Source organism: Micromonospora sp. NPDC000089, assembly GCF_042899365.1.
Lineage (GTDB): Bacteria > Actinomycetota > Actinomycetes > Mycobacteriales > Micromonosporaceae > Micromonospora.
The window spans coordinates 20,850-41,799 of record NZ_JBIAZT010000017.1; the positions used below are offsets into that span (position 1 = coordinate 20,850).

Below are 20,950 nucleotides of genomic sequence, written 5' to 3' on the forward strand. Positions count from 1 at the left end.
GGGTCAGCCGAGGTCGACGACGAGGGGGCGGTGGTCGGAGATGGTGGAGCGGGGGGTGGTCACGGCGGTGACCGGGGGCAGTCGGTCGATGCCGTGCCGGTCGGCGAGGACGTGGTCGAGCTGCACCCGGGGTGCCGCGGCCGGGTAGGTGGGGCGGCGGCCCAGCGGGTGCCAGCCGGACAGCAGGCGGGCGGGGCCGGCGGGCAGGTTGAGGTCGCCGAGCAGGATGCGGGGCGCGGGCAGGGTGCGCAGGGCGCGGACGGCGCGGCGTAGTTGCAGGGCGTTCCAGCCGGGCACGAAGGACAGGTGGGTGGCGGCGACGGTGAGCGGGCCGTGTGGGGTGTCGAGGACGGCGGCGAGCACGACGCGGGGTTCGTCGCGGAGCAGGACGACGCCGCCGCCGGTGCCGGGGATGTAGATGGGTGACCGGACGGGGGCGGGGCTCAGCCGGGTGACCTGCCAGGAGCGGACGGGGTGGCGGCTGATCAGGCCGATGCCGTAGCAGGGTTCGCCGTGGCCGTCGTCGTCGTGGGTGAGGGGGCGGAACTGTTCGCCGGGGGTGCCGACGACGGCGGCGGCGAAGTGGTGTTCGGGGGCGTCGAGGGCGCGGGCGGCGATGGCGGTGAGGTCGAGGTTGCCGCTGCGGGTCTGGTCGCGATCGACTTCCTGGAGGGCGAGGACGTCGGCGTCGAGGTCGCGGACGGCGGCGGTGAGTCGGTCGGGGTCGACGAGCCCGTCGGTGAGGGAGCGGCCGTGCAGCAGGTTGAAGGTCGCCAGGCGCACTCCTGCACCCTACGTGGGCCGTGGCACTGTTGCCCGATGGTGAAGGTGCTGCTGTGTTCGGTGCTGGTGTTCGTGGCGTTGGGGTCGGTGGGGTTGTGGTTGCGGCGTCATCGAGGTCGGTGAGGTGCGGCGGTGAGGTGGCCCACAGGGGGCGGCGGTGTGTGGGGGCGGGTGGGAAGAATGGCCGCCCATGGATGCCCTGTCGCTGACGACCCTGCTCACGGCGGCCGCGTTGGCCGGTTGGGTGGACGCGGTGGTCGGTGGTGGCGGGTTGTTGTTGTTGCCGGCGTTGTTGGTGGCGGCGCCGGGGGTGCCGGTGGCGACGGCGTTGGGCACGAACAAGCTGGCGGCGATCGCGGGTACGTCGACGGCGGCGGTGACGTACGCCCGGCGGACGAAGCTGGACTGGCCGGTGGCGGGGTCGTCGGCGGCGTTGGCGGTGTGTTGCGCGGGGGTGGGCGCGGCGTTGGCGGGTGCGGTGCCGGCGGGGGCGTACCGGCCGGTGGTGCTGGTGGTGTTGGTGTCGGTGGCGTTGTTCGTGGTGTTCCGGCCGCGGCTGGGGTTGGTGGCGCGACCGCGGCGGCGCACCCGGGTGCGGGTGGTGGCGGCGGTGGCGGTGGCCGGGGTGGGGATCGCCCTGTATGACGGGTTGATCGGTCCGGGTACCGGCACGTTCCTGGTGGTGGCGTTCACCGCGTTGGTGGGGGCGGAATTCGTGCACGGGTCGGCGATGGCGAAGGTGGTCAACGCGGGGACGAACCTGGGTGCGCTGGTGGTGTTCGCGGCGACCGGGCACGTGTGGTGGTTGTTGGGTGCGGCGATGGCGGTGTGCAACGTGGCCGGGTCGGTGCTGGGGGCGCGGATGGCGTTGCGGCGGGGTGCCGGGTTCGTGCGGGTGGTGCTGTTGGTGGTGGTGGCGGCGTTGGTGGCGAAGCTGGGGTTCGATCAGGTGCGGGCCGGCTGAGCGGGGTCGCCCAGCCGGCGCTCGGGTGGCGTCAGGCGTACCGGACCACGGTGTCGTGGTCGAGGCGGGGCAGCCGGGGGAACCAGGCGTCCGGGCCGGGATGGCCGATGTTGACCAGCAGCAGGGACTTCCAGCCGGTGTTGGCGAAGAACTCCTTGTCGACGCCGGCGGCGTCGAAGCCGCCCATCGGTCCGGCGGCGAGGCCGGCGGCGCGGACGCCGAGCAGGAAGTAGCCGATCTGCAGGGTGGCGTTGAACTGGGCGACGTGTTCGCGGCCGGCGGGGTCGCCGTGGAACTGGTCGCGCATGCCGGGGCGGATCGGGAAGACGGTGTCCATGTGCTCGTGGAAGTCGGTGTCGGCGGCGAGCACGGCGACGACGGGGGCGGTGGCGGTCTTGGCCTGGTTGCCCTCGGCGACGTGGGTGAGCAGCCGGTCGCGGCCGGCGCCGGGGCGGACGAACAGCACCCGCAGGGGCTGGATGTTCATCATGGTGGGCGGGTACTTGACCAGGTCGAAGATGGCGCGCAGCTGGTCGTCGCCGACGGGGGTGTCGGTGAAGGTGTTGGCGGTGCGGGCGTCGGTGAACAGCTGGGCCTGGGCTTCGGGGCTCAGGGTGATCAGGTGTTCGGGCAGGACGTCGGTCATCGGGGTTCCTCTGCTCGGTTGCCGATTGTTGCTGCGGCAAAGGTAGCAGCTAGTTTTTTCGAAGTGGCTCAGGAGCGGCGTATCCTTGGCCACATGACGGCCGACCCCCGACTCGGTGGCGAGCCCCGGACGTGCCAGCGCGGCATCACCCGGGCGTTCGCCTTTCTCGGCAAGCGGTGGAACGGCGTCCTGCTGGGCACCCTGGCCGACGGGCCGGCCGGTTTCGCGGAGCTGACCCGGGCGCTGCCCGGGATCAGCGAGTCGGTGCTGTCCGACCGGCTCGGCGAGCTGGCCCGGGTCGGCCTGGTCAGCCGCACCGTGCGGGAGGGCCCGCCGCTGGGGGTCAGCTACCAGCTCACCGACAGCGGCGCCGCGCTGGTGCCGGCGCTGGAGGCGCTCGCCGGCTGGGCCGAGGAGCACCTGCCCGGCGAGCCGGGCGGGGGCTGCTGACCGGTGCCGCCCCGCGCCGAGCACGACCGGGACGCCCTGGCCGCGCTGCTGCGCCGCGACCCGGTGCTGCACGCCTACCAGCTGGGCGACCTGGACGACTTCTTCTGGCCGTACACCTCGTGGTTCCGCCGGGACGACCAGGTGGCGCTGCTGTACCACGCGGTGACGCCGCCGGTGCTGCTGGCCTTCGCCAACCCCGCCGACACGCCGGGGTTGGCGGCCCTGCTGGCCGACCTGGCGCCGATGCTGCCGACCCGGGTGTACGCGCACCTGTCCCCCGGCCTGCTGCCGGTGCTGACCCGCTGGTACGACGTGGCGCCCGGCGGTGGCGCGCACCACCGGATGGCGCTGACCGACCCGGACCGGCTGGCGGCGGTCGCCCCGGCCGGGGAGGTGCTCGACCGGGCCGACCTGCCGGCCCTGCGTGCCCTCTACGCCGTCGCGTACCCGGGCAACTGGTTCGACCCGCGGATGCTCGACACCGGCCGGTATGTGGGCATCCGCGACGGCGGCGAGCTGGTGTCGGTGGCCGGGGTGCACGTGTGGTCCCCCACCTACCGGGTGGCCGCGCTGGGCAACGTCACCACCCATCCGCGAGTGCGCGGCCGGGGGCACGCCTCGGCCGCGGTCGCCGCGCTGTGCGCCCGGCTGCGCCCGCACGTCGACCACGTCACGCTCAACGTCAAGGCCGACAACACCGCCGCTGTACGCGTCTACGAGCGGCTCGGTTTCCGCCGGGTGGCCGAGTTCGGCGAGCACCTGCTGACCGCGACCCGGCCGGCCCGACCCTGACCGGGTCGGGGCGGAGTCAGCGGCGGCGGGTGGGTGAGTCGAAGCGGCCGGCGCGGATCTCCCGCAGCGCCCGCCGCCGGGTGTCCCCGGTGAGGGTGTCGACGTAGAGCCGGCCGGCGAGGTGGTCGGTCTCGTGCTGCAGGGCCCGGGCCAGGAACCCGCTGCCGGCGATGGTCAGCGGCTCGCCGTGCCGGTCGAAGCCGCGCGCGGTGGCGTGCATCGCCCGTGGGGTCGGGAAGTGCAGGCCGGGGATGGACAGGCAGCCCTCGTCGTCGCCCTGGAGCTCCTCGGACAGCTCGAGGGTGGGGTTGACCAGGTGGCCGCGGTGGCCGTCGGCGTCGTAGACGAACACCCGGGCGGCGACGCCGATCTGCGGGGCGGCCACCCCGGCCCGGCCGGGGGCGCCCAGCAGCGTGTCCATCAGGTCGTCGACGAGTTTCCGCAGTTCGGCGTCGAAGCTGGTCACCGGGTCGCAGGCGGTGCGCAGGACGGGGTCACCGATGATCCGGATCGGGCGTACGGTCATGGACGCCAAGGCTATCCGTCCGTTACCCCAGCGGTGTGCCGGACCCCGCCCGGGTCGGCGAGCAGGGCGCGCAGCGGGGCGGCCTTCGCGGCCGCCTCGGCGACCTCGGCGGCTGGGTCGCTGTCCCAGGTGATGCCGCCGCCGGCCCACACGTGCAGCCGGTCGGCGTCCGCCGCCGCGGTGCGGATGGTCAACCCCAGGTCGACCCGGCCCGCGGTGACCCACCCGAAGCCGCCCATGCTCGCGCCCCGACCGACCGGCTCCAGGGCGGCGATCCGGTCCAGGGCGGCGCGCTTGGGCGCCCCGGTGACCGACCCGCCGGGGCAGACGGCGCGCAGCAGGTCGGCCAGGCCGCACCCGGCGGCCAGGGCGGCGGAGACGGTCGACTCGGCCTGCCACAGGTCGCACCAGCGGCGCACCGTGAACAGCTCGTCCACCCGCACCGACCCGGTGCGGGCCACCCGGGCCAGGTCGTTGCGCTCCAGGTCGACGATCATCACGTGTTCGGCGCGTTCCTTGGCCGAGGCGAGCAGGCCCCGCCGCCCGGCGGGGGTGGCCGGGCGGGTGCCCTTGATCGGGCGGGTGACGGCCCGGCCGGCGGTGACCTCGATCAGGGTCTCCGGCGACGCGCACCCCAGCGCCCAGCCCGCCCCGTGCAGGGTGCCGCCGTAGCGGGCGCCGGGCAGCGCGCCGAGCCGGGCGAGCGCCGGGCGGGGGTCGCCGGTGTACGGGGCGGCCGCGTGCCCGACCACGTTGACCTGGTACACGTCGCCGCGGCCGATCGCGGCGCGGACCGCCTGGACGGCGTCGGCGTGCGCGCGGGGCGTCCAGCTGTCCCGCCAGGGGCCCAGCCGCCAGCCGCCGTTGCTCGGCGGCGGTGGGTCGGGGAGGTGCGGGCGGGCGTGGTCGTAGACGACGACGGCCACGTCGGGCAGGGCCGGGATCGGGGTGGGCGGGCCGGGGTGGGCGCCGGCCATCGCCGTGCCGGCCGCGGCGGAGACGAACAGGGCCGCCCCGCACGGGCCGTCGGGGTGGTGGCCGCCCGGCCGGGCCAGGTCCGCGAGATCGAGCCCGTGCTCGGCGAGGTACGCCTGGATCAGCGCGGCCGGGTCGCCGCCGTCGGTGACCCGCCATTCCCACCGGTCCCGCTCGACCAGCACGCTGCGGCACGACGTGGGGACTCCCGGTACGTCGACCAGGGGGTGTGGGAGCGTTTCCAGGCCGTCCGGTCCGAACCTGCTCATCCGTTCAGCGGATTTCGGGTGAACAAGACGGATGCCTGCTCGATCCGGTGCGCCTGGGCTTGGTACTGTGCGTCACTGGTCATGTGAACCATGACACAGTGCCCCCACAGTCCGGAGAACCCGATGTGTCAGCACCAACCCACCTGCCCCTCCGCCGAGGCGACCGACCGGGAAGCCGCCCGGGTCATCGCCTGCTTCCGTGAACAGGGCTGGAGCCTGCTCTGCAATGGTGTCATCGTCTTCGAGGACACCGGCGAGCTGCTCCCCGACGGCAGCACCATCGCCCCGCACCGCGGCCCCGCCCGACACGCCCTCGTAGCCTGACCGGTCACGGTCGGTGACAACGACTGGTCACCCGGCCTCAGGCTAGTACCCCCGCCGGCGTCGCCGCCGGCCAGGTCGGCCAACCGGGGCGGCGTCGACGCCGCCCCGGCCGGCGATCCTCACTGCTCCTGGAACGCCTCGGGCGACGGGCACGAGCAGACCAGGTTCCGGTCGCCGTACGCGCCGTCCACCCGCCGCACCGGCGGCCAGTACTTCCCCGCCCGGTCCACCCCGCCCGGGTACGCCCCGACCGACCGCGGGTACGGGTGCGGCCACTCGTCGCCGGCCACCATCGCCGCGGTGTGCGGCGCGTTGGCGAGCGGGTTGTCCCCCGCCGGCCACTGTCCGGCCCCCACCTTGTCGATCTCCGCCCGGATCGCGATCATCGCCTCGCAGAACCGGTCCAGCTCGGCCAGGTCCTCGCTCTCGGTGGGCTCCACCATCAGCGTCCCCGCCACCGGGAACGACATCGTCGGGGCGTGGAAGCCGTAGTCGATCAGCCGCTTCGCCACGTCGTCCACGCTCACCCCGGTCGCCTTCGTCAGCGGCCGCAGGTCCAGGATGCACTCGTGCGCCACCAGGCCCTTGTTGCCGGCGTACAGCACCGGGAAGTGGTCGCGCAGCCGCGTCGCCACGTAGTTCGCCGCGAGCACCGCCACCCCGGTCGCCCGGGCCAACCCGTCCGCGCCCATCATCCGCAGGTACGCCCACGGGATCGGCAGGATGCCCGCCGACCCGTACCGGGCCGCGGAGATCGCCGGCCGGCCGTCGTCGTGCGCGCCCAGCGGGTCGCCGGGCAGGAACGGCGCCAGATGCGCCCGCACCGCCACCGGGCCCACCCCCGGGCCGCCGCCGCCGTGCGGAATGCAGAACGTCTTGTGCAGGTTCAGGTGCGACACGTCCGCCCCGAACTGGCCCGGCTTGGCGAACCCGACCAGCGCGTTGAGGTTCGCGCCGTCCACGTACACCTGGCCGCCCGCGTCGTGGACCTTCGCGCACAGCGACGCGATGCCCGTCTCGTACACCCCGTGGGTCGACGGGTACGTCACCATGATCGCGGCGAGCGTGTCCCGGTGCTTGTCGATCTTCGCGTCCAGGTCGACCAGGTCGACGTTGCCGTCGGCGTCGCAGCCGACCACCACCACCCGCATCCCGGCCATCACCGCCGACGCGGCGTTCGTGCCGTGCGCCGAGGACGGGATCAGGCACACGTCCCGGTGCCCCTCACCGCGGTCGCGGTGGTACGAGCGGATCGCCAGCAGGCCGGCCAGCTCACCCTGCGAACCGGCGTTCGGCTGCACGCTGACCGCGTCGTACCCGGTCACCTCGGCCAGCCACCCCTCCAGCTGACCGATCAGCTCCCGGTACCCGGCGGTCTGCTCCGCCGGCGCGAACGGGTGCAGGTGCGCGAACTGCGGCCAGGTCACCGGCTCCATCTCGGTGGTCGCGTTGAGCTTCATCGTGCACGAGCCCAGCGGGATCATGCCCCGGTCCAGGGCGTAGTCGAAGTCCGCGAGCCGCCGCAGGTAGCGCAGCATCGCCGTCTCCGAATGGTGGGTGCGGAACACCGGGTGGGTGAGGAAGTCCGACTCCCGGGCCAGGTCCGCCGGCAGGGCGACGTCCCCGTCGCCGTCGACACCGGCCACCCCGAACGCCGCCCACACCGCGGCCAGGTGCGCCCCGGTGGTCGTCTCGTCGCAGGAGATCCCGACCCGGTCGGCGTCGACCAGCCGCAGGTTCACGTTCCGCGCCGCGGCGGCCGCGACCACCTCGGCCGCCCGGCCCGGCACCGTCGCGGTGACCGTGTCGAAGAACGCCACGTCCGCGACGGCCACCTGACCGGCGCGCAGGCCGGCGGCGAGCCGCGCCGCCGCCGCGTGGGTACGCCGGGCGATCTCCCGCAGCCCGTCCGGGCCGTGGTAGACCGCGTACATGCCGGCCATCACCGCCAGCAGCACCTGCGCGGTGCAGATGTTGCTGGTCGCCTTCTCCCGCCGGATGTGCTGCTCCCGGGTCTGCAACGCCAGGCGGTACGCCGGGTCACCCACGGCGTCCTTCGACACCCCGACCAGCCGGCCGGGCAGCATCCGCTCCAGGCCCGAACGCACCGCCAGGTAGCCGGCGTGCGGCCCACCGAAGCCCATCGGCACCCCGAACCGTTGGGTGGTGCCGGCGGCGATGTCCGCGCCGATCTCCCCCGGCGGGCGCAGCAGGGTCAGCGCCAGCAGGTCCGCGGCGACGGTCACCAGCGCCCCGGCGGCGTGCGCCGCGGCGACCAGCGGCGCGTGGTCGCGGACCGCCCCGGACGCCCCCGGGTACTGCAGGTGCAGGCCGAAGAACTCCGCCGGCAACTCCTCGACGGTCAGGTCCAGCACCCGCACCTCGATGCCGAGCGGCTCCGCCCGGCTGGCGATCACCGCGACGGTCTGCGGCAGCGCGTCCGCGTCCACCACGTACACCGGGCTCTTGCTCTTCGACGCGCGGCGGGCCAGGGTCATCGCCTCCGCCGCGGCGGTGCCCTCGTCGAGCATCGACGCGTTCGCGGTGGCCAGCCCCGTCAGGTCGGTGACCATGGTCTGGAAGTTCAGCAGCGCCTCCAACCGGCCCTGGCTGATCTCCGGCTGGTACGGCGTGTACGCGGTGTACCAGGCCGGGTTCTCCAGCACGTTGCGGCGGATCACCCCGGGGGTGTGCGTGCCGTGGTACCCCAGGCCGATCATCGACACGGCGACGGTGTTGCGGGCGGCCAGCGCCCGCAGCTCGTCCAGCGCCTGCCGCTCGGTCGCCGGCGCCGGCAGGTCCAGGGCGCCGTGCCAGCGGATCACCTCGGGGATCGCCGCGTCCATCAGCTCGTCGACCGAGCCGTAGCCGACGGCCTCCAGCATCCGGCGCTCGTCGGCGGGACCCGGACCGATGTGCCGGTCGGCGAACTGCTCTGCGGTCATGGCGGCGCTCCTTGCGGGGTGGGGCGAGGTCGACACGTCGGCCTCCCCCTGAGTCACGCCCGCGGCGCTCCACAGTGCCTGCCCACACGGTCCTTCTGCCTGAGAGGTTCCGGGGAGGAAGCTGCCCCTTCGGCGCCGCCCGGCTGGGCGGTCTCTCCCGCGTGGGTGGTACGGCAGTGCCAACGCTACCAGCGTCGGCGGTCGCCGCGGATGTACCCCGTCAGCGGCCCGGCGGCGCCACACCCGCCGGCACCGCGCCCGGCCCGGCCGGACCGGCGTCGGGCGCGCACACCCGGTCGGCCAGCGCCGGCAGCAACCGGCCCAGCGGCGCGTCCACCGTCAGCCGCGCGTACCCGTCACCGCGGGTCGGCCCCTGGTTCGCGATCACCACCGGCACGCCCGCCTTCGCCGCCCGCAGCACGAACCGCCGGCCCGACATCACCGTCAGCGACGAGCCCAGGACCAGCAGCAGCCGCGCCCCGTCGACCATGCCGAAGCAGCGCGCCACCCGCTGTGGCGGCACCGTCTCGCCGAAGAACACCACGTCCGGCTTGAGCATGCCGGTGCCGCAGAACCCGCAGTCCACCACCCGGAACCCGGCCGCCTGGGCGTCGTCGAGCTCCACGTCGCCGTCCGGGTTCACCGCCCCGGCCGCCGCGTGGAAACCCGGGTTCGCCTCCCGCAGCCGCCGGTCCACCTCCTCCCGGGAGGTGTGGTTGCCGCAGTCCAGGCAGACCACCTCGTCGAGCCGGCCGTGCAGCTCCACCACCCCGGCGCTGCCCGCCGCGGTGTGCAGGCCGTCCACGTTCTGGGTGATCACCCCGTCGACCAGGCCGGCCGCGGCCAACCGGGCCACCGCCCGGTGCCCGTCGTTCGGCGCCGCCCGGGCGATCATCCGCCACCCCAGGTGACTGCGCGCCCAGTACCGCCGGCGGGCCACCGGGTCCCGGGTGAACGTCTGGTACGTCATCGGGCTGTGCCGGCGCGCCGCCCCGCTCGGGCCCCGGTAGTCGGGAATGCCCGACTCGGTGGACAACCCCGCACCGCTCAGCACCACGACCCCGCCGCCGCCCACCAGGGCGGCCAGCGCGTCGAGAGTCTCCGTCACCCGTCCATGCTGCCTCAGCGATCGCCCGACGGCGACCCACCCACCGTGACGCCCGTCGCCGCCCCCGGTGCCGGGGGCGGGGGCTAGGTTGGCAGGTATGCGCGTCGTCATCGCCGGAGGACACGGCAAGATCGCCCAACTGGTCGAACGGGAACTCGCCGGCCGCGGCGACAACGCCGTCGGCCTGGTCCGCAACCCCGACCACACCGCCACCCTGCGCGCCCTCGGCGCACACCCGGCGCTGGTCGACCTGGAACACGCCGGCGTCGACGAGGTCGCCGGGCACCTGGTCGGCGCCGACGCGGTGATCTTCGCCGCCGGCGCCGGCCCCGGCAGCGACGCCGCCCGCAAGGACACCGTCGACCGGGCCGCCGCGGTGCTGCTCGCCGACGCCGCCCAGGCCGCCGGCGTCCGCCGCTACCTGCTGGTCTCCTCGATGGGCGTCGGCGACGCGCCCGCCGCCGACACCGGCGACGTGTGGGCGGCGTACCTGCGGGCCAAGAAGGCCGCCGAGGACGACCTGCGCGGCCGGGACCTCGACTGGACGGTGCTGCGCCCCGGCCAGCTCACCGACGACCCACCCACCGGACGCGTCCACCTCGCCGACACCGCACCCCGCGAGGCGGTCACCCGCACCGACGTCGCCCGGGTCCTCGTCGCGCTGCTGCACCACCCCGGCACCGCCGGGCGGACCCTGGAGCTGGTCGGCGGCAACACCCCCATCGCGGACGCCGTCGCCGCCGTGAGCTAACCGCCCAGCACCGCCCGCAGCGGCGCGCCCGCCGCGCCGACCGCCGCCGCCTCGGCGCGCAGCTGCTCCCCCTGCGCCGTCAGGAACGCCTGGCAGCGGGCCAGCTGCTGCTGCGCCGCCGCGACCGCAGCCAACGCCGCCGCGTGCCGCTCCTCCAACTCCTGCACCCGCCGCTGCAGCTCCGGCGCCGGCCGGCCCTGCTGACCCGGCCCGTTCACCGCCCCGGCCCGCCGGTGCGCCTCGGCGAGGATCTCGTCGGCCTGCCGGCGCGCGTCCGCGATGATCTCCGCGCCCTCCGCGCTGGCCTCCCCGATCGTCCGGTTCGCCTCGTCCTGGGCGCGCATCGCCAGCTCCACCACCATCGGGTCCGGGCCCTGCGGCGCCGTGCTCGGCAACGTGCCGTGCCGCAGCATCTCCACCTGAGCGACCAGACCCTGATGCTCCCGCCGCTGCCGCTCCATCTCGTTGACCAGCAGGGCGATCCGGTCGTCCGCCGAGCGGATCACCGAGGTGACCTCGTCCGCCGACAGCCAGTGACTGCCCCGGAACCGCCGCGCCTCCAACCCGGCCAGCTGACGGGCAATCTCACCCTGCGGTGGGGCGGCGGCGATCGGGGTCATCGGGAAGCGGTCGGTGTGGTCGATGCTCATCGGGCACCTGTCCAGCTCAGGTCGCGCGGGGCAGCGGCGCCGGCCTCGGCGAGGGGCGGGTAGAGAGAATGATCGTAACTCTCGGTCAGGATCCGCTCGGGCTGCACACCCGAGCGCAGCAGGATGGTCATCGTCTCCCGGGTCATCTCCGGGCTGCCGCAGATCAACACCTCGGTGTCCGTCCACGGCCCCAACCGCACCGCCGTGTCACCCGCCCGGCCGATCGCGCCCTGCCAACCCCACCCGGTCTCCACCGTCGGGACGTACCGCAACCACCCCGTGTTGCCCTGCTGCCACGCCGCCGCCGGCGGCATCGACGCCAACTGCGCCAGCGCCGTGTCGTCGTACAGGTCCTCCGGGGTGCGCCCGCCCACCACCAGGGTGGTCCGCCGGCCCACACCCTGCTGCAACGCCTCCACCACCGCGCGCAGCGGCGCCAGCCCCGTGCCGCCGGCGATCAGCAGCAACGGCGACTGCGGCGACCGGTCGTACGACGACAGCGCGGTGCCCGTCGGATGCCCCAACAACAGCCGGTCCCCACCGCGCAGCCGGCGCACCAGATGGGTGGAGAACCGGCCGGTCGCCCGCACGTGGAACTCGATCGTCCCGTCCGCGCGCGGCGCGTTCGCCGGCGACAGGTAACGCCAGGTGCGCAACTGCGGCACCTGCACCGGCAACGACTGCCCGGGCAGGTAGTTGCACAGGTAGTTCGGGCGGACGGTGAACACCGCGATGTCGGAGCGGCGGCGCTCGCAGCCCAGCACCTCCGCCTCCCAGTACGGCGGTGAGGTCAGCTCCGCCTCCGCCGCGCCGGCCAGCATCAACGACACCACCGCGTCGTACGCCGCCGACCACTCCGCCCGCAACGCCGGCGTCCACTGCGGACCGAGGAACCGCTCCAGGGTGCTCAGCAACGCCTGACCCACCCAGGTGTAGTGCTGCTGCCCCAGCATCACCAGGTTGCCCCGCTGGTCCTCACCGTGGAAACGGCGGTGGTCGGCGCCCAACCGCTGCGCGAACATGCTCAACGTCGCCGGGTCGTCCAGGCTGGTGATGATGTGCCCGAGCGCCTTGAGCAGCTTGTCCTCCTGGTACTGCATATTGGTCGGGAACATCGACCGCGCCTCCGGCGCCACCACGAACAGGGTGGCGTAGAAGTACTTGGCCGCCTCCGGACCCGCCGCGGAGAACTGGCTCCAACTTCGGCGCAGCGCAGCGTTGTCCATCGTCAGTCCTCCTGCGCGCGGGCGATGTCGTGCCGCTCCCGCAAAGTCAGTTCCACCACGCCGGCCGGGTCGTAGGCGCGGTCAGTCTGCCAGAGATTCGGATTCGGCACCCGGGTGTCGTAGTAGCGGTGGTGCACCGCGTGCAACGCCGCCCACCCCACGCTGCCGTTCAACCACGACCAGTCGCCGTGCACCGGCCGACCCACCCGCTCCTCCTGCGCGCAGAACTTCATGAACAGGTCCGACTCGGTGTGCGGATCCGACACCCGCACACCCGCCTGCTTGAACGAGTGCAGCACCGCCTGGTTGATCACCAGCGCGGCGTGCTCCCGCCACAGGGTGTCCTCCCGGGACGTGTCCACCCCCAACGCCGTCGCCACCACCCGCAGCTGGTCGTATCGCTCCCGGTCACCCATGTTCCGGGTGCCGATCTCGTCGCTCAGATAATGCCCGTTGAACGGGGCGCAGCTGTAATCCACCCCACCCACCCGCATCCGCATGTTGCTGATCACCGGCAACGCGTGCCAGCGCAGCATCAGATCGGCGAACCACGGGTAGCTCGGGTGGGTCAACGCCACCTCCCGCACCAGCTCCCGCGGCACGTCCACCACCGTCGGATCCTCACCGGCCGTCTCGATCACCCACGGCAGCAGGTCGAACCGGCCCGGCACCGGCGGCGGACGCCACCCCAGCCCCTTCGCCGCCTCCGTCATCCCCACCTGCGCCGGGTCACCCAGCACCGTGCCGTCGTCGAGCCGGTGCCCGCAGTAGCGCACCAACTGGTCGTTCCAGATCCGCGCCCGCGGACCCACCCCCGGCCGGTCCGGCGCGAACACCGTGATCACCGACTGGATCCGGCCCCCGTTGTCACCGGCCGCCAGGTGCGCCGACAACTCCCGGGCGATCCCCTCGACCGTCGTCACGTGCCGCCGGTCCCGGACCTTCAACCCCGCCCACCGGATCCGACCCACGCACCGCGCCGACTGCCGCCAGGCCACCTTCGCCCCGTACGTCAACTCCTCGCGGGTGTGCCGGTACGACCCGGTCAGCGCGATCTCCTCGCGCACCTGCGCCAACCGGTCGGCCAACCCCGGCAGGTTACGCTCCCGGTGGTACAGCTCCAGGAACTCCTCCGCCTCGACCGCGACGTCGGCGGCGGCGACCGTCTCGGTCAGCGACTCGGGACCGGTGGTCACGCCGGTGACCGGGCACCCTGCTGCCGGACGGTCCGCGGCGACGCTGCCGACCCGTGCCGAGCGCCGGCCGACGGAATGGTCAATGTGCACTCTGGCTCGTTCCCTATCCCCGGTCAGGCTCCGGCGCGACCCTCGCGCCGACCCCGCCGACCAAGGCCGGTCACCCACCGGTGGTCACTGACAGTAACCGACCGGTGGCCGAGCCATGATCGCCTGGGACAGAATTCCTGGGAACAGGGGAACTGTCAACTACCCGACTATGTCCCCGGAGGTACACAGCCGACACTCCGGTGAAACACCCATGAACACCACGACGCCGCGGACCAGACAGCCCGCGGCGCCCACTGCTCGAAACGCCCTCAGCCCGCCCGACGACGCGCCCGCCGAGCCGCCAACTCGTCACCCACCACCTCGGACACCGGCCCCACCGGCTCGGTGCCGGCCGCCGCCGCCGGCTCCGCCGGCAGATGCGACAACGAACCCTGGATCTCCTTGAACGCCCCACCGATCGCGATGCCGAACACACCCTGGCCACCCTGCAACAGGTCGACCACCTCCTCCGGCGACCGGCACTCGTACACCGTCGTGCCATCCGAGATCAGCGTGATCCCCGCCAGGTCGTCCACCCCACGCGACCGCAACGCCTCGATCGCCCGCCGGATGTTCTGCAGGGACACCCCCGCGTCCAACAACCGCTTGACGACCTTCAACACCACCAGGTCGCGGAACGAGTACAACCGGGACGTCCCCGAACCCGACGCGTCCCGCACACTCGGCACCACCAACGCCGTACGCGCCCAGTAGTCCAACTGCCGGTAACTGATCCCCACCGCGTGGCACGCCGTCACACCGCGGTAACCCACCGAACCATCACCGTCGGGCGCCTCCGGCGGCGGCACCGCACCCGGCCCGCCACGCTCCACACCCGGTTCAGGATCCCGCGGCTCGTGCATCCCGACAACCTCCCCGTCAGTGCGGTGACGCGTCGTTCCGCCAACGCGCACCCCTCGACACGGCAACCCTATCCCCGTACACGGGAGTTACCGCGGAGAAACCGTCGCGACACGCCGCCCCGCGGCGCCACCCACGACACACCACACCGGAACGTCACCCACCGTGACCTGGCGGGCCACCGAGGTCAGCCGGCGAAATCCTCCGGACGCACCTGGTCCAGGAACTCGCGGAACTTCTCCACCTCGTCCTCCTGCTCGTCGGGAATCACGATCCCCGCCTCGCTCAGGACCTGCTCCGCACAACGAATCGGCGCACCCACCCGCAACGCCAACGCGATCGAATCGCTCGGCCGGGCCGACACCCGCACCCCGTCACCGATCAACAGATCGGCGTAGAAGACGTTCTCCTTGAGCTCGGTGATCTCCACCGCCCGCAACGGCGCCTTCAACGCCGACAACACGTCCCGCAACAGATCATGCGTCAACGGCCGGGCCGGCTTCACGCCCTGCTGCTCGTAGGCGATCGCCGTGGCCTCCACCGCCCCGATCCAGATCGGCAGGTAACGGTCCCCCTCGACCTCCCTGAGCAGGACGATCGGCTGGTTGCTGGGCAGCTCCACCCGAACTCCGACCACGCTCAGCTCGCGCACCGCCGCCTCCGTGTCGTCGTCACCTACGCACCGCGCCCTCACCTTGCACGGTACACGGACCGCGACACGGCCGTCCCGACCGCACCAGCACCACGCCCGCGCCGGCAAGGGGTTACCCCGGCAAGCCTACGGCACGCTTCCCGAGGAAGATCCGTCCGCACGGCCACCCTCACCGGCCCAACGTCGACCGCAACCCCACCCGCACCAACGCCGCGTGCAACTGCTGCGACAACGCCACCAACTCCCGCGCCGTCTCCGCCGCCCGCGCCCGCGCCCCCGGATCACTCTGCCGCGCCAACGGCGCCACCAACTGCGCGAACAGGCCGACCTCACGATCCGCCGCCGACCGGTACGCCCGCAGATGCCGCGGCTCCAACCCGTACGCCGCCAACCCCGCCACCGCCCGCGCGATGATCAACGCGTCCGCGTCGTACCAACCCGGCGGATCCGACACCAGCACACCCAGCCGCTCCAACTCCCCCAACGTCGAGGAGTCGATGCCGCTGCGCGCCACCAACTCGGCCCGCCCGAGCCGCACCTGCGACGACTCGGGCTCCTCCGCCGACCGGCCCGGCACCTCACCACCCGGACCCACCGCCACCAACGTCGGCCGCGGCCGCTCCGGCGCATCGGCACCGGAATCCCACTCCGCCAACTGGTCACGGATCACCCGCAACGGCAGATACTGGTCCCGCTGCGCCGTCAACACGAACCGCAGCCGAGCCACATCGTCCCAGCTGTACTTCCGGTAACCCGCCGCCGTCCGCTGCGGCTCCACCAGCCCCTCGGCCTCCAGGAACCGCAGCTTCGAGATCGTCACGTCCGGGAACTCCACCCGCAACTGACCCAGCACCTCGCCGATGCTCATCAGCGGGTGGGACCGGGCCGCACCGGGCGGCATCGAGGCCGCAGGCTCGTTCACCCCCGGCCGGCCTCCTCCTCCGGGCGCGGACCGGCGATGAACACCACCCGGAACTTGCCGATCTGCACCTCGTCGCCATTGCTCAGCGTGGCCGCCTCGACCCGCTCCCGGTTCACGTACGTGCCGTTCAGGCTGCCCACGTCCCGCACCGTGAACGTCCCACCGTCCCGGTGGAACTCCGCGTGCCGCCGCGACACCGTCACGTCGTCGAGGAAGATGTCACTGTCCGGGTGCCGGCCACTCGTCGTCACATCGTGGTCCAACAGGAACCGGGCGCCCGCGTTCGGACCCCGCCGGACCACCAGCAGCGCCATCCCCGGCGGCAACGAGCCGGACATCCGGCTCGGCACCACGTCGGTGTCCGGCCCCTCCAGCACTTCGTCCAACGAACCGAGATTGAGCGTCGAAGTGACGTCGAGCGGGGGGAACTCGTCGCCTGGGCGCGTCATGGGACCACCTCACGGATCAGTTCGGTCAGCGTCGGGGTAATGGCGGGTCTGGCCGCCGGGACGAAACACACCCGGCGGCTGGCTCCCCGTGCCCGCAAAGGCAACTTACACAACGCTCAACACTTGGGTTCTCGGTCGACTGGGCGAGCCTAGCCAGCGCCGAAATGCAGGGCAACCGGACGCGCGCGAAACATCACCCGCGCCCGGACAGGCACACTCAGCTCTCGGTGAGCTCGCGGTACGCGTCCGCCGTCAACAGGCCGTCCACCGCCGCCGGATCATCCGGCGTGATCTCCAACAACCAACCCGCACCGTACGGATCCGAATTGATCACCTCAGGAGTGTCCGACAACGCCTCGTTGCGAGCCGAGACCCTCCCGCTCAACGGCGCGTAGATCTCCGACACGCTCTTGGTCGACTCGATCTCACCCAACGGCTCGCCCGCGGCCACCACCGCGCCCTCGTCGGGCAACTGGACGAACACGATGTCACCCAACGCGTCCTGCGCGAAGTGCGTGATACCGACCCGGACGGCGCCGGAGGCGCCCACCACCCACTCGTGCTCGGCGGTGTACCGCAGATCCTCAGGAATCACCAGACGCGTCCTTCATCCCATCCTTGCACCGGGCGGCAACCCGGCGCGGCCGCGCCGGTCAGGAGACCGGACGGGCGTGTTCCAGCTTCATCGGACCGTGCAGCGCCGACACCTCGGCAACCTCACGATCCTCGGGGAGCACGTTACCGCCATCACCCCGCACCACCGCGATCACCCCGCCCGGAATGCTCAACGCCGTCCGCATCGTCTCCGGATCACCGATCACCGTGATCGTGAACGGACCCCGCATCGCCCGCCCGTCCACCTGCAACGCCCCGTTCTGCCCGTCCAGGAAGTACGTCGAGGCGATGATCCGCACCGGCGCCCCGTCCGCGCCGGCGATCTGCATCGCCTCCGCGCCCGCGCCCCGCAACTCCTCCACCGCGTCCAGGATCCGGTCCGCCCGCAACCCCTTCGGGCCCGGCTCGAACCGCACCGTCAACCCCGGCCCCTTCGCCGGCAGCGTCCCCGCCAGGATGCCCAGCTCGTCCGCCCGCCGGGTGGCCTCCTCCAACGCCGCCTGCCGACCCTGCTCCCCCGAGCGCAACTGCCGCTGGCTCTCCTCCAACCCGGCGATGTCCTGCTGCAGCCGCTTCTCCCGGGAATCCAGATCCGAGAAGATCCGGACCAGGTCCTCCTGCCGGGTCGCCGCCAACGTCGGATCCGTCGAGGTCGTCTTCAACTGCACCACCAGGGTGAACCCCAGCAGGGCCAGCAACACCGCGATCATCACCCCGGCCGAACTGACCCGCCGGGCCGGCCGCCGCCCGTCGCCCACCGGATCGCCGGCCGTCGGCTCCGCCAAGGCCACCGTCGGCTCCGCCAGCGCCGCCGTCGGCTCGTCCGACGGATGCTGCCCGCTCAGCCGGGACAGGTTCACCGTCGCCCCGTCGTCGGCCCGGGCCGACTCCTCGCCCGCCGGCTCCTCCGGCGACGCCAGCGGACTCAACTCGTCCGGATCCGGCGCGTCCGGCCGCGGATCCGGCTCACCCGCCGGCCCCGGAGGCCGAACCGGTTCCGCCGGCGCCGGCCACCCGGTGCCCGTCTCCCGATGCTCGTCGCTCATCGCCACAAACCTACGCCCGGAACAGGTGCCGGCGAATCGCCGCCACGTTGCCGAAGATCCGCACCCCGAGCACCACCACCACGCCGGTGGACAACTGCCCGCCCACCCCCAACTGGTCACCCAGGTACACGATCAGACCCGCCACCAGCACGTTCGAGATGAACGACACCACGAACTGCTTGTCGTCGAAGATCCGGTCCAGCTTCGCCCGCACCCCACCGAACACCGCGTCCAACGCGGCCACCACCGCGATGGGCAGGTACGGCTGCAACGCCGACGGCACCGTGGGATCGAGATAGATCCCCAGAACCACACCGGCGAGCAGCGCCAGCACCGCGATCATCGGACACCTCCGGAGGGGCGGGGAGACGTACCCGGACCGGACGGCCCGGGACTGGCGCGACGGTCGGACACCAACCCCGACGGCGACGGTGACCCGGGCGGCGACGGACTCGGACTGACCGACGGCTGGGCGTAGCGTAGCCGCGGCTCCGGAGCCGCCGGCAGGGTGAGGTCATCGGCCGCGCGGAACCTGAACGACAACCCGGTCGACTTCGCCACCCACCGCATCAGGGCCGCCGACCGGCTGGCGTCGTAGTCGTCCCGCATCGAATCCGGCCCGATCGCCACCACCTGGTACGGGCTCGTCACCGGCCGGAAGTCGACCAGGATCGCCGCCCCCGCCGACCGGATCGTCGACGTGGCCGTCAACCGCTGACCGTTGATCGCCACCGCCTCCGCGCCCGCCGCCCACAGGTCGTTCGCCACCTTCTGCAGGTCCGAGTAGCCGACCGTGTCCGGGCCCACGTCCGGCTTGTCGACCACCGCGCCGTCGTCCTTGGGCGGCGCGTCCGCCAACTCCACCACCACGCCGTCCCCGCGCACCCGGCCCAGGCCCGTGCCCGCCTCCAGATTGCGCAACCGGGCCGCCTCGGAACCGCTCAACGCCGCGTCCCGCTGCCGGCTGACCTGCTCCCGTAGCGCGTCGGCGCGCGCGCTCAGCCCATCGGTGTCCGCCTCGCGCTGCTTGATCTGCGAGATCAGCTCCGCGCGCGCCTGGTTGCGGCTCGGCTCCTCCGCCACCGTCTCCCGGTACGCCACCGCGAACAGGAAACCCACCGCCACGACCACCGCGGTGGCCACCACCCGGGCGGAACCGCCCCGCCAACCGGCCGGCGGCGGCACGGCCCGACGCCGGGCCGCCGCGTCGGCGTACCCGGGATCGAGCGGGTTGCGGAACAGCTCGGTGAGAAAGTCCGGGGCGTACGACCTGGTGGCCCGGTTCTCCCCGCCCTGGGCGGCCGTCATGCCGTCACTCCTGCGGAACGCTCGCGTACGGCCCGGACCAGCCGGGTGGTCTGCACCACGTACATCGCGCCGGCCACCCAGTACAGCACCAACCCCCACCAGGCCAGTCCCCAGCCGATCGCGCCGGCCACCGTGGCCGCGCCCGGCGACGCGGCGGCCAGCAGCAGGATCGGGAACGCGGCGAGCAGCAGGAAGGTGGCGGACTTGCCGACGTAGTGCACCGGCGGCGGGCCGTACCCGTGCCGGCGCAGCACCACCAGCGACCCGGCCAGCAGCAGCTCCCGGGCCAGCAGCGCGGCGGTGAACTCCCACGGCACCACCTCGCGGGCGGTGAAGGCGAGCAGCGTGGCGAGGATGTAGAGCCGGTCGGCGAACGGGTCCAGCAGCTCGCCCAGCCGACTGACCTGGCCCAGGCGGCGGGCGATCCAGCCGTCGACCCAGTCGGTGGTGCCGCCGACGGCCAGCACCACCACCGCCGCGACGTCCGCCTTCAGCACCAGGAACAGCCAGAGGAACAGCGGTACGCCCAGCAGCCGGACGAAGCTGATCACGTTCGGCAGCGTCCAGACACGATCCCGCGCGGTCGAACCCCGTGGCTGCTCCGAGCGAGCCGGGCGACGCGACACCGAACCTCCCTCCGCAGCACGATCCGGGCGCCGGTCGGGCGCCACGGTGGCGTGCGTGTTACCTGGGCCGGCCGGGCCGGCGTGATCCCGGGCCGGGACCTCCCCCTGACGCGGCCCGGGGACGTCGCGGTCCCGGGCCGGTGCGTTGCGCAGCCACTATATCGGGCTCACGTCCGGTCTTCGGTTTCCCGTGTTCGTCGTGGGCCTGGTGGTTCGGTGTGTGCCGGGTCACCACCGCTAAAGCATCCTAGGATACTAGTGGGAGCGGGAAGCGGCGATCGGGTCAGGCGGTGCGGGCGGAGGCGTCGCCGCGCGGCGCCGGGGCCGCCGCCTCGACGGCCTGACCGAAGGCGCCCAGCGCCAGCAGGAGCTCGTGCTGTTGGCGCTGGGGCATCCGGTCCAGCACCGCCTGCACGGCCCGGTGCCGGCGCTGGGTCAGCTCCCCCAGCAGCGCCTCGGCCGCCGCGGTCGGCACCAGCCGCACCTCCCGGCGGTCCCGCGGGTCGACCACCCGCCGCAGCAGACCCGTCGCCTCCAGCCGGTCGCACAGCCGGCTCGCCGAGGACGGCACCACGTCCAGCAGCTCGGCCAGCCGGTTCACGTTCGTCTCCGGCCGCTGGCTGATCAACGCCAGCACCCGCAGCTGGGTCGGCGGAACGGAGACCTGGTGCCGGGAGGTCGCCGACTCGAGCACGCCGACGAGCGCCTCGGCCGCGGTCGCGATCGCCGCCGCGAGGTTCGGAGGTCGCTCCACCCGGTGTCCTCCGCCGTCGTCG

24 protein-coding genes and 1 riboswitch are annotated in these 20,950 nt (G+C 73.3%); of the genes, 5 read left to right on the forward strand and 19 right to left on the reverse strand.

The genetic code is table 11. The features are described from left to right. Nucleotides 1-3: 3 nt before the first annotated feature. Complete coding sequence (locus ACFY3U_RS24080; protein WP_387205610.1) at nt 4-783, reverse strand: endonuclease/exonuclease/phosphatase family protein; 780 nt, start codon at nt 781-783, stop codon at nt 4-6. A 190-nt stretch (nt 784-973) separates the two neighbouring features. Here ACFY3U_RS24080 and ACFY3U_RS24085 point away from each other — a divergent pair, with 190 nt between their 5' ends. After that, nucleotides 974-1,747 (forward strand): sulfite exporter TauE/SafE family protein, encoded by a 774-nt coding sequence (locus tag ACFY3U_RS24085; protein WP_387205612.1) that lies wholly within the window; start codon nt 974-976, stop codon nt 1,745-1,747. Between the two features lie 31 nt (nt 1,748-1,778). Here ACFY3U_RS24085 and ACFY3U_RS24090 read toward each other — a convergent pair whose 3' ends face one another. Then, complete coding sequence (locus ACFY3U_RS24090; RefSeq protein WP_387205614.1) at nt 1,779-2,393, reverse strand: malonic semialdehyde reductase; 615 nt, start codon at nt 2,391-2,393, stop codon at nt 1,779-1,781. Between the two features lie 93 nt (nt 2,394-2,486). On the opposite strand from ACFY3U_RS24090, the gene ACFY3U_RS24095 reads away from it, so the two are divergent. Together ACFY3U_RS24095 and ACFY3U_RS24100 are read left to right on the forward strand one after the other, a co-directional pair. Further along, a complete protein-coding gene (locus ACFY3U_RS24095; protein WP_387205616.1) occupies nt 2,487-2,843 on the forward strand; it encodes a winged helix-turn-helix transcriptional regulator in 357 nt (118 codons plus the stop codon). Nucleotides 2,844-2,846: 3 nt separating this feature from the next. Continuing rightward, on the forward strand, nt 2,847-3,635 hold the full coding sequence (locus ACFY3U_RS24100; RefSeq protein ID WP_387205618.1) for a GNAT family N-acetyltransferase: 789 nt from the start codon (nt 2,847-2,849) through the stop codon (nt 3,633-3,635). 16 nt (nt 3,636-3,651) lie between these two features. Here the strand turns inward: ACFY3U_RS24100 and def are convergent, their stop codons facing one another. Together def and ACFY3U_RS24110 are read right to left on the reverse strand one after the other, a co-directional pair. Then, nucleotides 3,652-4,161 (reverse strand): peptide deformylase, encoded by a 510-nt coding sequence (def, locus tag ACFY3U_RS24105; RefSeq protein ID WP_387205620.1) that lies wholly within the window; start codon nt 4,159-4,161, stop codon nt 3,652-3,654. An 11-nt stretch (nt 4,162-4,172) separates the two neighbouring features. Then, nucleotides 4,173-5,405, reverse strand: coding sequence for a chorismate-binding protein (locus ACFY3U_RS24110; protein ID WP_387205622.1), 1,233 nt, complete (start codon nt 5,403-5,405; stop codon nt 4,173-4,175). A gap of 123 nt (nt 5,406-5,528) precedes the next feature. Here ACFY3U_RS24110 and ACFY3U_RS24115 point away from each other — a divergent pair, with 123 nt between their 5' ends. Beyond that, the gene (locus ACFY3U_RS24115; RefSeq protein WP_088962150.1) at nt 5,529-5,729 is read left to right on the forward strand and encodes a DUF5999 family protein; all 201 of its coding nucleotides are present in this window, start codon (nt 5,529-5,531) and stop codon (nt 5,727-5,729) included. 119 nt (nt 5,730-5,848) lie between these two features. Here ACFY3U_RS24115 and gcvP read toward each other — a convergent pair whose 3' ends face one another. Beyond that, on the reverse strand, nt 5,849-8,674 hold the full coding sequence (gene gcvP, locus ACFY3U_RS24120) for an aminomethyl-transferring glycine dehydrogenase (protein WP_387205624.1): 2,826 nt from the start codon (nt 8,672-8,674) through the stop codon (nt 5,849-5,851). 77 nt (nt 8,675-8,751) lie between these two features. Beyond that, nucleotides 8,752-8,844: riboswitch (glycine riboswitch) on the reverse strand. Nucleotides 8,845-8,894: 50 nt separating this feature from the next. Next, nucleotides 8,895-9,782 carry an NAD-dependent protein deacetylase gene (locus ACFY3U_RS24125; protein WP_387205626.1) on the reverse strand — a complete coding sequence of 296 codons (888 nt, stop codon included), beginning with the start codon at nt 9,780-9,782 and terminating at the stop codon, nt 8,895-8,897. A gap of 97 nt (nt 9,783-9,879) precedes the next feature. On the opposite strand from ACFY3U_RS24125, the gene ACFY3U_RS24130 reads away from it, so the two are divergent. Beyond that, entirely contained in the window at nt 9,880-10,533 is a 654-nt protein-coding gene (locus ACFY3U_RS24130) for an SDR family oxidoreductase (protein ID WP_387205628.1), read from the forward strand. On the opposite strand, the gene ACFY3U_RS24135 is transcribed toward ACFY3U_RS24130, so the two are convergent. The 13 genes from ACFY3U_RS24135 to ACFY3U_RS24195 all read right to left on the reverse strand — a co-directional run bounded on the left by ACFY3U_RS24135 (nt 10,530) and on the right by ACFY3U_RS24195 (nt 20,928). After that, nucleotides 10,530-11,183 (reverse strand): hypothetical protein, encoded by a 654-nt coding sequence (locus ACFY3U_RS24135; RefSeq protein WP_387205630.1) that lies wholly within the window; start codon nt 11,181-11,183, stop codon nt 10,530-10,532. The two genes, ACFY3U_RS24130 and ACFY3U_RS24135, sit on opposite strands and share 4 nt — an antisense overlap. Next, a complete protein-coding gene (locus ACFY3U_RS24140; protein WP_387205631.1) occupies nt 11,180-12,409 on the reverse strand; it encodes a globin domain-containing protein in 1,230 nt (409 codons plus the stop codon). Before ACFY3U_RS24140 ends, ACFY3U_RS24135 begins: the two co-directional genes overlap by 4 nt. A gap of 2 nt (nt 12,410-12,411) precedes the next feature. Beyond that, nucleotides 12,412-13,605: a nitric oxide synthase oxygenase gene (locus ACFY3U_RS24145; protein WP_387205633.1), complete on the reverse strand. Its 1,194-nt coding sequence runs from the start codon at nt 13,603-13,605 to the stop codon at nt 12,412-12,414. 359 nt (nt 13,606-13,964) lie between these two features. Continuing rightward, a complete protein-coding gene (locus tag ACFY3U_RS24150; protein ID WP_387205635.1) occupies nt 13,965-14,558 on the reverse strand; it encodes a MerR family transcriptional regulator in 594 nt (197 codons plus the stop codon). A 185-nt stretch (nt 14,559-14,743) separates the two neighbouring features. Continuing rightward, nucleotides 14,744-15,208 carry a bifunctional nuclease family protein gene (locus ACFY3U_RS24155; protein ID WP_387205636.1) on the reverse strand — a complete coding sequence of 155 codons (465 nt, stop codon included), beginning with the start codon at nt 15,206-15,208 and terminating at the stop codon, nt 14,744-14,746. A 169-nt stretch (nt 15,209-15,377) separates the two neighbouring features. After that, nucleotides 15,378-16,076, reverse strand: a complete 699-nt coding sequence (locus ACFY3U_RS24160; RefSeq protein ID WP_387205800.1) for a MerR family transcriptional regulator — start codon at nt 16,074-16,076, stop codon at nt 15,378-15,380. A gap of 50 nt (nt 16,077-16,126) precedes the next feature. Then, nucleotides 16,127-16,579, reverse strand: a complete 453-nt coding sequence (locus ACFY3U_RS24165; protein WP_088962138.1) for an FHA domain-containing protein — start codon at nt 16,577-16,579, stop codon at nt 16,127-16,129. A gap of 217 nt (nt 16,580-16,796) precedes the next feature. Then, nucleotides 16,797-17,174, reverse strand: coding sequence for a glycine cleavage system protein GcvH (gcvH, locus tag ACFY3U_RS24170; RefSeq protein WP_387205638.1), 378 nt, complete (start codon nt 17,172-17,174; stop codon nt 16,797-16,799). Between the two features lie 58 nt (nt 17,175-17,232). Next, a complete protein-coding gene (locus tag ACFY3U_RS24175) occupies nt 17,233-18,240 on the reverse strand; it encodes a DUF881 domain-containing protein (protein WP_387205640.1) in 1,008 nt (335 codons plus the stop codon). A 10-nt stretch (nt 18,241-18,250) separates the two neighbouring features. Beyond that, a complete protein-coding gene (locus ACFY3U_RS24180) occupies nt 18,251-18,583 on the reverse strand; it encodes a small basic family protein (protein WP_387205642.1) in 333 nt (110 codons plus the stop codon). Continuing rightward, nucleotides 18,580-19,548, reverse strand: coding sequence for a DUF881 domain-containing protein (locus ACFY3U_RS24185; RefSeq protein ID WP_387205644.1), 969 nt, complete (start codon nt 19,546-19,548; stop codon nt 18,580-18,582). Before ACFY3U_RS24185 ends, ACFY3U_RS24180 begins: the two co-directional genes overlap by 4 nt. Beyond that, nucleotides 19,545-20,174, reverse strand: a complete 630-nt coding sequence (locus ACFY3U_RS24190; protein WP_387205646.1) for a CDP-alcohol phosphatidyltransferase family protein — start codon at nt 20,172-20,174, stop codon at nt 19,545-19,547. The genes ACFY3U_RS24185 and ACFY3U_RS24190 overlap by 4 nt, the downstream gene beginning before the upstream one ends. 283 nt (nt 20,175-20,457) lie before the next feature. Beyond that, complete coding sequence (locus ACFY3U_RS24195; protein ID WP_387205647.1) at nt 20,458-20,928, reverse strand: MarR family winged helix-turn-helix transcriptional regulator; 471 nt, start codon at nt 20,926-20,928, stop codon at nt 20,458-20,460. Nucleotides 20,929-20,950 lie beyond the last annotated feature (22 nt).

Excerpts from the sequence above, each read along its gene's own strand:
- ACFY3U_RS24135 (WP_387205630.1), bottom strand. The coding sequence starts at position 11,183 with ATGAGCATCGACCACACCGACCGCTTCCCGATGACCCCGATCGCCGCC.
- ACFY3U_RS24180 (WP_387205642.1), bottom strand. The coding sequence starts at position 18,583 with ATGATCGCGGTGCTGGCGCTGCTCGCCGGTGTGGTTCTGGGGATCTAT.
- ACFY3U_RS24085 (WP_387205612.1), top strand. The coding sequence starts at position 974 with ATGGATGCCCTGTCGCTGACGACCCTGCTCACGGCGGCCGCGTTGGCC.
- ACFY3U_RS24095 (WP_387205616.1), top strand. The coding sequence starts at position 2,487 with ATGACGGCCGACCCCCGACTCGGTGGCGAGCCCCGGACGTGCCAGCGC.
- ACFY3U_RS24165 (WP_088962138.1), bottom strand. The coding sequence starts at position 16,579 with ATGACGCGCCCAGGCGACGAGTTCCCCCCGCTCGACGTCACTTCGACG.
- ACFY3U_RS24130 (WP_387205628.1), top strand. The coding sequence starts at position 9,880 with ATGCGCGTCGTCATCGCCGGAGGACACGGCAAGATCGCCCAACTGGTC.
- ACFY3U_RS24090 (WP_387205614.1), bottom strand. The coding sequence starts at position 2,393 with ATGACCGACGTCCTGCCCGAACACCTGATCACCCTGAGCCCCGAAGCC.
- ACFY3U_RS24185 (WP_387205644.1), bottom strand. The coding sequence starts at position 19,548 with ATGACGGCCGCCCAGGGCGGGGAGAACCGGGCCACCAGGTCGTACGCC.
- ACFY3U_RS24115 (WP_088962150.1), top strand. The coding sequence starts at position 5,529 with ATGTGTCAGCACCAACCCACCTGCCCCTCCGCCGAGGCGACCGACCGG.
- ACFY3U_RS24150 (WP_387205635.1), bottom strand. The coding sequence starts at position 14,558 with ATGCACGAGCCGCGGGATCCTGAACCGGGTGTGGAGCGTGGCGGGCCG.
- ACFY3U_RS24110 (WP_387205622.1), bottom strand. The coding sequence starts at position 5,405 with ATGAGCAGGTTCGGACCGGACGGCCTGGAAACGCTCCCACACCCCCTG.
- ACFY3U_RS24140 (WP_387205631.1), bottom strand. The coding sequence starts at position 12,409 with ATGGACAACGCTGCGCTGCGCCGAAGTTGGAGCCAGTTCTCCGCGGCG.
- ACFY3U_RS24160 (WP_387205800.1), bottom strand. The coding sequence starts at position 16,076 with ATGAGCATCGGCGAGGTGCTGGGTCAGTTGCGGGTGGAGTTCCCGGAC.
- gcvP (WP_387205624.1), bottom strand. The coding sequence starts at position 8,674 with ATGACCGCAGAGCAGTTCGCCGACCGGCACATCGGTCCGGGTCCCGCC.
- def (WP_387205620.1), bottom strand. The coding sequence starts at position 4,161 with ATGACCGTACGCCCGATCCGGATCATCGGTGACCCCGTCCTGCGCACC.
- ACFY3U_RS24175 (WP_387205640.1), bottom strand. The coding sequence starts at position 18,240 with ATGAGCGACGAGCATCGGGAGACGGGCACCGGGTGGCCGGCGCCGGCG.